The organism is Prochlorococcus sp. MIT2302 (assembly GCF_059772385.1).
The window spans coordinates 250967-262778 of record NZ_CM186285.1; the positions used below are offsets into that span (position 1 = coordinate 250967).

Genomic DNA, 11812 nt, shown 5'->3' on the forward strand with positions numbered 1-11812 from the left:
TTTATTGATATACTCAGTAGCCTAGGCAATATAAGCCTATGGACGTGAGCAAAATTGAATTTAACTAATTTATGAACGAGGCTCAAAATCATCCGCTGTATACAACAGACCGTGAAAATCTTGATCGTTTATGTGCCATAGATTCCCCAACTTCTAATAACTATATTGAGTTGGCAAGACTATTAATTCGCTATCAAGATTTCATAGGTGCCGAAGATCTTAATTCTGACATGGATAAATTATTAAAAAAATGGAGTATTAAACGAGATGAATTAGAAGAAATAACAAGAAAAATCTGGTCGGAAGGATTTCGTCCTACAAGTCACTCAAGTCCTGATAACGTTGGGTCTGGCTTTGATACTTCAGATTCCTCCCAATCTTAATGTTAGGAAATTATTTTTTTATTCAAATAACTTCGATAATGGATATATTAATGATTAAGTTATAAAAAATATTTTGCCTGGATTGAATAGCGCCCTGGCATTTTTCAAATAAATGAACGCATTAAATCCAATAACTTTTTCAGTGATTCTTGAATCACTGCTCTCAGCCAATGATTTAAATGAAGAGCAATCTAATTATTTAATGAATTCTTGGCTTGAAAATAAAATTGAACCAGTTCAAACAGGTGCATTATTAGCTGCATTTAGAGCAAAGGGGGTTTCTGGTGATGAACTTTCGGCAATGGCAAAAATCCTTCGAAATGCATCAATAACCCCATCAGAGCTCCCTTCTTTTGCTTTGGTTGATACATGTGGAACTGGCGGTGATGGGGCTAATACATTCAATATTTCCACAGCGGTTGCTTTTGTCTCAGCTGCTTTAGGAGTGAAAATTGCAAAACACGGAAATCGTAGTGCAAGTGGAAAAGTTGGATCAGCTGACGTATTAGAAAAATTGGGATTACCTCTAAATGTCTCCTCGGAAAAAGTCGTTGAAGCTTTAAATAATTTTGGAATTACATTTCTTTTTGCTCCTTCTTGGCATCCCTCATTGGTAAACCTTGCTCCTTTGAGGAAAAGCTTAGGAGTTAGAACCGTCTTTAATCTGTTGGGCCCGTTAGTTAACCCGTTTAGGCCTAAGTCACAAGTATTAGGAGTAGCTAAAGCTGATTTGCTTGATCCTATATCTATAGCTTTAAAAGGTCTGGGACTCAAGCGAGCTGTAGTAGTACATGGTGCAGGTGGGCTTGATGAGGCTTCACTAGCTGGGCCTAATCAATTTCGTTTCCTAGATAAAGATATTATTAGATCTGAAACTATAAATCCTAGTGCTCTAGGGCTTACTGAAGTTTCTAATGAAACTTTAAAAGGTGATGATTTGGAAACCAATTCTAAAATTTTAATTTCTTTACTTAAAGGAGAAGGAAATAAATATCATAAAGAAGTCGTAGCATTAAATACAGCTCTCGTTTTATGGGTCTCTGGAGCTGAAGATGATTTGCTTTTAGGTGTAAAACGATCTTTAGATTGCTTGAATACTGATAAATCATGGCTTCTCTTTAATAAGTTAAAAGATTTTTTAGCCACCTAATTCTTTTAACCTTATAAAATCTATTACTTATGTTTATTGATACTAATTGCTCTGCAATATTATTATTAGAGGATGGTACCTATTTTGAAGGAATATCTTTTGGTGCAGTAGGAACTATTTCTGGAGAGGTGGTATTCAATACTGGTATGACAGGATATCAAGAGGTTATAACCGATCCGAGCTATTACGGACAACTAATCACATTTACTTACCCAGAGATCGGCAATACAGGAGTTAATTCTGAGGATAATGAATCAGCACATCCTTCTGTCAAAGGTGTCATTACTAGACAAATATCAACTACTTCTAGTAACTGGAGGCATAAAAATTTGTTTGAGAAATGGTTGAAGGACGAAAATGTTGTTGGAATTCATGGAGTAGATACAAGAGCATTAGTAAGGCATCTCAGAGAGTCTGGTTCTTTGAATGGAATCATCTCATCAGAGTCCCACCTTTCGATTGCTCAGTTGTTTTCAATTTTAAAAAAATCACCCTCTATGAGTGGTTTAAATCTTGTAGATAAAGTAACAACTAAGAACAGTTATAAGGTTAATTCATCTTGTCTTGTTCCATTCGATAAGAGGATTAAAAATATAAAAAATAACCCATATAATGTTGTAGCTATAGATTTTGGAATAAAGCAATCGATTTTGGATCGATTAGTAGCTCACGGATGTGAAGTGACTGTGTTGCCATATAATTCTTCAATTTCCGACGTTTTATCTTTGTCTCCTGAGGGTGTTTTCCTTTCCAATGGCCCTGGTGATCCATCCGCAGTTGATTGTGGTATCGAACTTGCTAAGAATTTAATTGAATACGAAAAACTTCCTGTTTTTGGAATCTGCTTAGGCCATCAAATTTTGGGATTGGCTCTTGGTGGCAAAACTTTTAAACTTTCTTATGGACACAGAGGATTGAATCACCCATGTGGACTGAATGGAAAAGTTGAAATTACAAGTCAAAATCATGGCTTTGCGCTTAATTCAGAATCTTTAAATTCCGAAAAAGTAAAAATTTCCCGATTCAATTTAAATGACCAAACAGTTGCCGCTATTTCAGTAATAGATATGCCTTTCTTTGGTGTGCAATATCATCCTGAGGCAAGCCCAGGCCCTCATGACGCTGATCACCATTTTAATCATTTCGTAACCTTAATAGAAGAACGACGAAGAATCGTGGATTAATTTGGTTTCTATCACTACACTTCCATCATGAAGTCATAGGGGACTAATCCCATAGCTGAATTACAACGACTTACTGTTTCTCTTAGAGGTGGTCACAACCAGCAAAATGGTTGTTTGGTGTTAAATTTCACTGGTCAACTGGATGCCTATTCAGAGAAGCAATTCACTACATATATCAATGAAGTTTTAGGTTCAAATCAACTATCAGTAGTTATTGATTTAACCAATATTGATTTCATTGATTCTTGTGGACTAGGGGCAATGGTTCAAGCTGCTAAAAAATGTTCACAATCGAAAAGAGCCTTTAATGTTGTAGGGAACCCGCGAGTTATTCAAACGATTAAACTTGTTCGCCTAGAAGAATTCCTTCATTTAGAACCAGATTTGAATACGGCAATTAGTAAGTTATCAACTTGACTGATTGGATTCGCTCTTTCAAATCATCCATTTCTCCTGATGGATTGGGCCCTTTGCAACTTGCCTGGCTAGGGGATGCAGTATGGGAGATGCATCAAAGGTTGCGATATTGCAGTAGTCCAATGCGATCAAAGGATCTTCATAATGCTGTCGTGAAAGAGGTAAATGCATCCAGTCAAGCCAGGGCAATTAGAGAAATAGAGCCATTCCTTACTGATATTGAAAAGGATTTTCTTAGAAAAGGCAGAAATAAGGCTGGAAGAGGTCCTAAAAATGTAGATGCAGCCACATATGCAATTGCTACCGGATTTGAGACTATTGTTGGATGGTTGTTTTTAAAAAATCCAAACCGGCTTGCAGATTTATTTGATCTTCTTGATCGACCTATTAACTAGAAAATAGTTCTTATAAAATGAGTTATCGTTTCAATAAAGACACAAGGAATTCCAAAAACACTTCATCTGATAAACGAAGTGGTAAATATCGTCAGGATAATGATGCTACGAAAGCAAACTTTAAATATCGCAGAAGAACAAATAATAAAATTAATCCTCTTTCCTCTGATCAAGTAAATCAATATTCAACAGATAAAGAATCTTCTGAACGATCAAGAAGTAGTCATCAGTCAAGCTATACATTTAAAGGACCCAATCGATTTGAGAGAAAATCGACCAACTCTTCATACAGAAATCAAAATACTCAAGAAAATAACAGTTACCGGGGATCTAACAGATTCGAGAGAAAATCTGCTAACCCCTCATATGGAAATCAAAATACTCGTGGAACTAATAATTCCAGAAGAGTCGAAAATCAAGACCCTCTCTCATATTCGGAAAGTTTTACCAAAACTTTAAGTGATGATTTGATTTGGGGTCGTCATTCAACTGAGGCAGCTCTTTTGGCTGGCAGAGCAATTCATAGAATTTGGTGTACCTCAGAATTACGTATTTCTCCAAAGTTTTTTCAGCTTCTCAAAGATTCAAAAGCATCTGGGGTCTTGGTTGAAGAAGTTTCTTGGTCCAGGCTTGGTCAACTTACTAATGGAGCAGTTCATCAAGGGATAGTTTTACAAATTGCCGCATCAAAAACACATGATTTGAAAAATTTAATTGATGCATGCAAAGCTTTTGGAGATTCATCATTGCTTCTAGCTTTGGATGGGTTAACTGATCCTCAGAATCTTGGGGCAATAATTCGATCTGCAGAAGCCTTAGGTGCTCAAGGTTTAATACTTCCACAAAGACGAAGTGCTGGTTTAACTGGATCAGTGGCAAAAGTTGCTGCCGGAGCTTTGGAACATCTTCCTGTGGCAAGAGTTGTAAATTTAAATAGGGCTTTGGAGAAATTGAAAGATGCAGGTTATACCGTAGTGGGCCTTGCAGAGGAAGGACCTTCAACTTTGTCTGAAATTAAATATCAAGGGCCATTAGTAGTAGTAGTTGGGTCTGAAGATAAAGGAATTTCCTTAATAACCAGAAGGTTGTGTGATCAGTTGGTAAGGATTCCCCTTAAAGGAGTAACTACAAGCCTCAATGCATCAGTCGCCACTTCTATTTTCTTATATGAAGTAGCTAGATCAAGATGGATGCGAACATTATCAGGACAAGACCCATCACCTAGATTACAAAAACCTCAGATTTCTATTGAAACTAATAACTAATAGCTTTTATTTTAATCTTGAAAAGGAGAAAGTATTTTTTATAGTTTTACTATAATATAAAACTTTATTTTCAAATAATATATACGATTACATTACTGACAGCTTTTTATAATCAATATTTTTTTTGCTACTAATAAATGTTTCATCATCAAGTGAACATAATATCCCTTTTTTCTTTGATAAAAATCACGTTAAGAAACTATAATAATTTAAACGCAGTCTACTTATGGGTCCCATTAGGGCTCTTCGAAGCTTAGGTAATAGTTTTGGCTTGGCCTGGTGGGCCAAGGTTGAGACAATTCAACCTGAGGTAACTTATTGGTTTGGTCCATTTCTTACTCGTCGTAGCTTGAAAGTCAGATTAAATGGATTTGTCGAAGATCTTTCTGCAGAGTCACCTCAGAAAATAAGTCATAGTTTAATTAGGTGTCGCCGTAATGAGCCTCTAACGTCATAAGCTTAAAAATATTTTTTTCATAATTTAATAATGACTTTTGCAGACTTACGCCAGAAATTGAAAAGTGGTGAAGTTTCTTGCAAAGAGCTTGTTCAAGAAAAAATAAATCGAATAAAGAAATTAGATACAACTCTGAATTCCTTTCTAATGGTTAATGTCGATCAGGCATTAAGTAATGCTGACCATGTAGATAAACAAATTGCCTCTGGCGATTCTCTCCCGATTTTATCTGGTATACCATTGGCCATTAAAGATAACCTTTGTACTAAAGGCATTAAAACAACTTGCGCAAGCAAGATTCTTGGTAATTTTGTTCCCCCATATGAATCAACAGTCACCAAAAGGCTTTTGAAAGCTGGAGCAATAATGATAGGCAAGACAAATATGGATGAATTTGCTATGGGGAGTTCTACAGAAACCTCTGCATTTGGTCCTACTTTAAATCCATGGAACATAACAAAAGTTCCTGGAGGTAGCTCTGGTGGTAGCGCGGCTTCTGTTGCTGCTGGATTTTGTTATGGATCACTTGGTTCAGATACTGGTGGTTCTATTCGACAACCAGCAGCATTTTGCGGGGTGGTTGGAATGAAACCAACTTATGGGCGCGTGAGTCGATGGGGATTAATAGCTTTTGCAAGCTCTTTAGATCAGATTGGTCCATTTGCAAATAACGTTGCAGATGCAGCTGAAATTTTGCAAGTAATTTCTGGTAAAGATGAGTTTGATTCAACTACTGTTGATATTCCTGTTCCCAATTATTTAGAAACCCTTTCTAAGTCAATTAAGGGTCTAAAAATAGGTTTGATTGACAACTGCTTTGATCATGAAGGTTTGGCGACTGATGTTAAGGAATCTGTTCTTGCATCTGCCTCGCTGCTTGAAAACTTAGGTGCCGAGATTATTAGTGTTTCTTGCCCTCGTTTTAATGATGGAATCTCCACCTATTACGTTATTGCCCCATCAGAAGCTTCAGCGAATTTAGCTAGATATGACGGTGTCAAATATGGATTCCGCGCTGATGATGAACAATCTCTTATAGAAATGACCTCCAAAAGTCGAGCGCTTGGTTTCGGAAGTGAAGTTAAACGAAGAATTCTAATCGGAACTTATGCTCTTTCTGCAGGTTATGTCGATGCTTACTACAAGAAAGCTCAGCAAGTTCGAACTTTGATACGTAGAGACTTTGATGATGCTTTCAAAAAAGTAGATATTTTGTTGGCTCCCACGGCCCCCACTACTGCTTTTGACTCTGGAGAAAATATTGACAACCCGATGGCAATGTATTTATCAGATTTATTAACTATTCCAGCAAATCTGGCTGGGTTACCAGCTATTAGCTTGCCATGCGGGTTTGATAAATCTGGTCTTCCAATAGGCTTACAGTTAATAGGTAATGTTTTTGAAGAAGCGAAGCTGCTTCAAGTCGCCAGTCAATTTGAAGACGCTGCTGCGGTTTATAAATTTAGACCCAAGACGGATTTCACGTTATAAAGATTAAACCACTTTATGTGGAGTATATAATTGTCGCTACACTACATGCAGCGTAGCTTTGTAGGATATTAATGGCTTTTGTTCCAATACATAATCATAGTGATTACAGCCTTCTTGATGGAGCTAGCCAACTCCCTTTGATGGTACAAAGGGCAAAGGAATTGGGTATGCCAGCTTTAGCCCTTACCGATCATGGGGTAATGTATGGAGCCATTGAATTATTGAAGTTATGTAATGCAGCAAATATAAAGCCAATTATTGGCAATGAGATGTATGTCATTAACGGTTCAATTGATGACCCTCAACCCAAAAAAGAGAAAAGATATCATCTTGTGGTTGTTGCGAAAAACCAGATAGGTTATGAAAATCTAGTAAAATTAACAACGCTCAGTCATTTGAATGGTGTAAGGGGAAGAGGTATATTTTCAAGGCCATGCATAGATAAGGCTTTATTTAAAAAATATAGTGAGGGTTTAATTTGTTCAACAGCTTGTCTAGGAGGTGAAATTCCACAGGCGATATTAAAAGGTAGAAATGATGTAGCTAGGGAAGTAGCTTCTTGGTATAAAGAAATTTTGGGTGATGATTTTTACCTTGAAATTCAAGACCATGGATCTATTGAGGATAGAATTGTTAATAGTGAAATAGTCAGAATATCTAAAGAACTTGATATCCAAATTATTGCTACCAATGACGCACATTATGTATCAAAAAATGATATTGAAGCGCATGACGCACTGATTTGTGTTTTGACTGGAAAATTAATTAGTGATCAAAAAAGATTAAGATATACAGGTACAGAATATATTAAATCTGAGGAGGAAATGAGATGTTTATTTACTGATCATTTAGACAAGAAAGTAATTAATAGTGCAATAGAAAATACAGTTAAACTATCAGATAAGGTTGAAAGATATACGATATTAGGAACTTATAAGATGCCAAATTTTCCTATACCTAATGGATATAAACCAATCGAATATCTTAAAGAGATAACAATCAATGGTTTGAGAGAGATATTAGATATTGCAGAATTTGATAATTTCCCAAATGTTTATAAGGAAAGACTTGAGTATGAGCTAAAAGTGATTGAACAAATGGGTTTCCCTACATATTTTCTTGTTGTCTGGGATTATATAAGATTTGCAAGAGAACAAAATATTCCTGTAGGTCCTGGTAGAGGTTCAGCAGCAGGTTCTCTAGTAGCTTTTTCTCTTCACATAACTAATATTGATCCAGTTGAAAATGGGTTGTTATTTGAAAGATTTCTCAATCCTGAGAGGAAGTCTATGCCTGATATTGATACCGACTTTTGTATTGAAAGACGTGGAGAAGTTATTGATTATGTTACTAATAAATATGGTGAAGACAAAGTTGCACAGATAATTACATTTAACAGAATGACATCTAAGGCTGTTTTGAAAGATGTTGCTCGTGTACTTGATATTCCCTATGGAGATGCAGATCGTTTGGCGAAATTAATTCCAGTTGTAAGGGGTAAACCTGCAAAATTATCATCAATGATTTCAAAGGAATCGCCAAATAAGGAATTCTATGAAAAATACAACAATGATTCAAAAGTAAAGAAATGGGTTGATATGGCAATGAGAATAGAAGGAACAAATAAGACTTTTGGTGTGCATGCAGCAGGTGTTGTTATTGCAGCTAATTCACTTGATAATTTAGTTCCTCTTCAACGAAATAATGATGGACAAATAATCACTCAATATTTTATGGAAGATATTGAATCACTTGGCCTTTTGAAGATGGACTTTTTAGGACTTAGAAATCTTACAATGATAGAAAAGACAATTAATTTAGTTGAGAAATCAATTGGTGAGAGATTAGATCCTGATTCATTGCCTTTTACAGATGAAAAAACATTTGAATTACTTTCTAGGGGCGATTTAGAAGGAATCTTTCAACTTGAATCTAGTGGAATGAGACAAATAGTAAAAGATCTAAAGCCATCATCTCTGGAGGATATTTCTTCAATTCTTGCGCTTTACCGTCCTGGTCCTCTTGATGCAGGATTAATTCCGAAATTTATAAATAGAAAACATGGTAAGGAAAGTATTGATTTTCAGCATCAATCACTTGAGCCTATTTTAAGTGAAACTTATGGAATCATGGTCTATCAAGAGCAGATCATGAAGATAGCTCAGGATTTAGCAGGATATTCGCTTGGTCAAGCAGATTTATTAAGAAGGGCAATGGGTAAGAAAAAAGTATCCGAAATGCAGCGTCATAGAACTCTATTTGTTGATGGGGCAGTTAAGAATGGCGTTACTGCCATTGTTGCTGAACAGTTATTTGATCAAATGGTTTTATTTGCTGAATATTGCTTTAACAAAAGTCATTCAACTGCTTATGGAGCGGTTACTTACCAAACTGCTTATTTGAAAGCACATTATCCTGTCGCCTACATGGCGGCATTACTTACTGTTAATGCTGGCTCGGCTGACAAAGTTCAAAGATACATTTCTAACTGTAATTCAATGGGCATAAACGTAATGCCCCCAAATATAAATACCTCTGGGGTTGATTTTACTCCAAATGACAATTCAATTCTTTTTGGTTTTTCAGCGGTCAAAAATTTGGGTGATGGTGCAATTAGAAAAATTATTACCTCTAGAGATGAAGATGGCGAATTTAATTCATTAGCAGAATTCTGTGACCGAATTTCACTGAGTGCTATTAACCGAAGAGGTCTTGAGGCTTTGATACATTCAGGAGCTCTTGATTGTCTTGAAGAAAATGCAAATCGCTGTCAGCTTATTGCTGATTTGGATTTAACTATTGAATGGGCTTCTTCAAGGGCAAAAGATAGAATTAGCGGCCAAGGAAACCTTTTTGATCTCTCATCTTCGATTAGTAATGAATCATCATCGACTGATGATTATTCATCTGCTCCAAAGGCAAATCCAGTAAAAGAGTACCCTCCCTCAGAGAAGCTTAAATTAGAAAAAGAGCATGTTGGCTTCTATCTATCGGATCATCCTTTGAAGCAACTTTCAGAACCTGCGAAATTGATTGCTCCAATCAGCCTTGGCTCTTTAGAAGAACAGAAGGATAAGTCAAAGGTTAGTGTAATAGCAATGATTCCAGAGATGAGACAAGTCACAACTAGAAAAGGTGACAGAATGGCGATTATTCAACTAGAGGATTTAACTGGTTCTTGTGAAGCGGTTGTCTTCCCCAAAAGTTATGAAAGATTGTCTGATCATTTGATAATTGAAACTAGATTATTGATTTGGGGCAGCGTCGATAGGAGAGATGAAAATGTTCAATTGATTATTGATGATTGTCGTGAAATTGATGATTTAAGATTTCTTTTGATAGATCTACGTCCTGAACAAGCTGCTGATATCAATATTCAGCATAAATTAAGAGAATGTCTTTCAAATATTAGACCCGCTAGAAATGAATTAGGCGTTCGTATACCTGTCGTAGCCTGCCTTAAGGACAATGATAATACTAGGTATGTAAGGTTAGGCGATCAATTCTGTGTAAAAGATACTGACTTGGCTTTAGATTCTTTGTCTAAGAATTCCTTTAAGGGGAGAACAAGTCAAAGTCTTGTAATTTAAATTTTATTTTTAACTAGTAATATCTTTTTGACTTGTTTTGAATGCGTCTTTCATCCTATTGATGTTTGGTTTTATATTTTCAAAACCAAGAAAACTTCCTGGATTAAAATCCCAACTCGCAGAGAGTATTCCATAACTTAATCCTAATAAGCCAATGAGAAAACATATCGCTGAACTGACTAGAGTGAGTGTTGGAGATATATCAGCAATACCTTTGCTTATTAAAAAATAACTTCCAATAAAAACTCCCATACCACTTAATGTTGGAATACCTGTAGTAAAAGCTATTCTCCTTGCCATTCTATTTGCAACATAGCTTGGAATACCTGAATTCTTATTAGTACTTTTTGAAGATTTCTTTGAAACTATTTTTGGAGCTGAGTTATTACTGGAGAATCCTATTTTTGCTTCTTTAGGTTGTTCCTTTTTGTTTTTTTTTTTACCTTTCATTAGCTTCTAGCAATTCAATACAAGTCATTATCCTCTAATTGCTAATTTTTCAATAAGCTCTGTATATCTTTTTTCACTTTTAGTCCGTACATAACCTAAAAGTCTTTTACGCTGACCAATCATTTTAAGCAATCCTTGTCTTGAGGAGAAATCATGTATGTTCCCCTGAAGATGTTTGCTTAATTTTGAGATTCTTGTAGTAAGCATCGCCACTTGGACTTCTACTGAACCCGTATCAGTTGGGTGTACTTGATGTGTGTTGATTAGCTTTTGTTTCTCTTCTGTGCCTAGTGACATTTGATTTAGCTCTTCTAGCTTTAAAAGTCTAATTTAATCCCTAGCCTTCTATCAAGTACTCTTTTCACTCAATTTCATAAGAATCTCTTTGAGATGTTTATCCATTAGCTTAGCTTTCTCTTCTGATGATAGAGAGTTGAGTAATAAAGAATTTTCTTTTTCGTTGGTTGTTATGATTTTTATTGAATCTTTTATTTCATTATCAACATAACCAAGTGAATTCAGAATTAGATATATTTCATCAATATATTTGGAAAACTGATTAGGCTCTTTGTCTTTTTTATTGTTATGATTTGTTTCATTACTATCTATAAATCTTTGAAGTTTGTTCCTTAGCTCAATTATTAATCTCTCTGCGATACGTCTACCTATTCCTTGAGTTTTTGTTAATAAATTAGATTCTTTATTTTCTATTGCATTAACTAATTGAGCAACTTCAAAGTCTTCTAACATAGCTATGCCAATTTGCGGACCTATACCATTTACACTGATGATTTCTCTAAATAAATCTCTTTGATCAACCTCTATAAAACCATATAAGCTTGTACCATCTTCACGATCTATTTGGTGAATCCATAATTCAATCTCATTAAAGACTTCAACCTCTTCTAAGTGTTTTGGTAATACTTGTATTTCATAACCAATGCCACTAACATTTAGTACAAGCCCTTTTTTGGTGGATGTTTTCCACTTATGTACTATTTCACCTCTCAACCAACTAATCATTATTTAT

The 11812-nt window shown here is 35.5% G+C and carries 12 protein-coding genes; 9 read left to right on the plus strand and 3 right to left on the minus strand.

What is annotated here, in order from left to right; genetic code table 11:
- The first annotated feature begins 71 nt into the window (after window positions 1–71).
- The 9 genes from AC6EI2_RS01335 (at window position 72) to AC6EI2_RS01375 (ending at window position 10332) form a co-directional block, all read left to right on the plus strand.
- Entirely contained in the window at window positions 72–383 is a 312-nt protein-coding gene (locus AC6EI2_RS01335; protein WP_498462640.1) for a DUF3288 family protein, read from the plus strand.
- Window positions 384–495: 112 nt separating this feature from the next.
- Window positions 496–1533, plus strand: a complete 1038-nt coding sequence (trpD, locus tag AC6EI2_RS01340; protein WP_498462641.1) for an anthranilate phosphoribosyltransferase — start codon at window positions 496–498, stop codon at window positions 1531–1533.
- A 29-nt stretch (window positions 1534–1562) separates the two neighbouring features.
- The gene (gene carA, locus AC6EI2_RS01345; protein WP_498462642.1) at window positions 1563–2717 is read left to right on the plus strand and encodes a glutamine-hydrolyzing carbamoyl-phosphate synthase small subunit; all 1155 of its coding nucleotides are present in this window, start codon (window positions 1563–1565) and stop codon (window positions 2715–2717) included.
- A 51-nt stretch (window positions 2718–2768) separates the two neighbouring features.
- Window positions 2769–3134: an STAS domain-containing protein gene (locus AC6EI2_RS01350; protein WP_498463444.1), complete on the plus strand. Its 366-nt coding sequence runs from the start codon at window positions 2769–2771 to the stop codon at window positions 3132–3134.
- The gene (locus AC6EI2_RS01355; protein WP_498462643.1) at window positions 3131–3529 is read left to right on the plus strand and encodes a Mini-ribonuclease 3; all 399 of its coding nucleotides are present in this window, start codon (window positions 3131–3133) and stop codon (window positions 3527–3529) included. Before AC6EI2_RS01350 ends, AC6EI2_RS01355 begins: the two co-directional genes overlap by 4 nt.
- 17 nt (window positions 3530–3546) lie before the next feature.
- On the plus strand, window positions 3547–4794 hold the full coding sequence (rlmB, locus tag AC6EI2_RS01360; protein WP_498462644.1) for a 23S rRNA (guanosine(2251)-2'-O)-methyltransferase RlmB: 1248 nt from the start codon (window positions 3547–3549) through the stop codon (window positions 4792–4794).
- Window positions 4795–5020: 226 nt separating this feature from the next.
- Entirely contained in the window at window positions 5021–5251 is a 231-nt protein-coding gene (locus tag AC6EI2_RS01365) for a DUF1816 domain-containing protein (protein WP_498462645.1), read from the plus strand.
- A gap of 30 nt (window positions 5252–5281) precedes the next feature.
- Window positions 5282–6742: an Asp-tRNA(Asn)/Glu-tRNA(Gln) amidotransferase subunit GatA gene (gene gatA, locus AC6EI2_RS01370; RefSeq protein WP_498462646.1), complete on the plus strand. Its 1461-nt coding sequence runs from the start codon at window positions 5282–5284 to the stop codon at window positions 6740–6742.
- A gap of 71 nt (window positions 6743–6813) precedes the next feature.
- The gene (locus AC6EI2_RS01375) at window positions 6814–10332 is read left to right on the plus strand and encodes a DNA polymerase III subunit alpha (protein ID WP_498462647.1); all 3519 of its coding nucleotides are present in this window, start codon (window positions 6814–6816) and stop codon (window positions 10330–10332) included.
- Window positions 10333–10341: 9 nt separating this feature from the next.
- On the opposite strand, the gene AC6EI2_RS01380 is transcribed toward AC6EI2_RS01375, so the two are convergent.
- From AC6EI2_RS01380 to ruvA, 3 genes are read right to left on the minus strand one after another with little or no spacing between them, the layout of a single operon-like run.
- The gene (locus tag AC6EI2_RS01380) at window positions 10342–10782 is read right to left on the minus strand and encodes a PAM68 family protein (RefSeq protein WP_498462648.1); all 441 of its coding nucleotides are present in this window, start codon (window positions 10780–10782) and stop codon (window positions 10342–10344) included.
- Between the two features lie 27 nt (window positions 10783–10809).
- Window positions 10810–11079, minus strand: a complete 270-nt coding sequence (gene rpsO / locus AC6EI2_RS01385; RefSeq protein WP_269610248.1) for a 30S ribosomal protein S15 — start codon at window positions 11077–11079, stop codon at window positions 10810–10812.
- Between the two features lie 51 nt (window positions 11080–11130).
- Window positions 11131–11805: a Holliday junction branch migration protein RuvA gene (gene ruvA, locus AC6EI2_RS01390; protein ID WP_498462649.1), complete on the minus strand. Its 675-nt coding sequence runs from the start codon at window positions 11803–11805 to the stop codon at window positions 11131–11133.
- Between the last annotated feature and the right edge of the window lie 7 nt (window positions 11806–11812).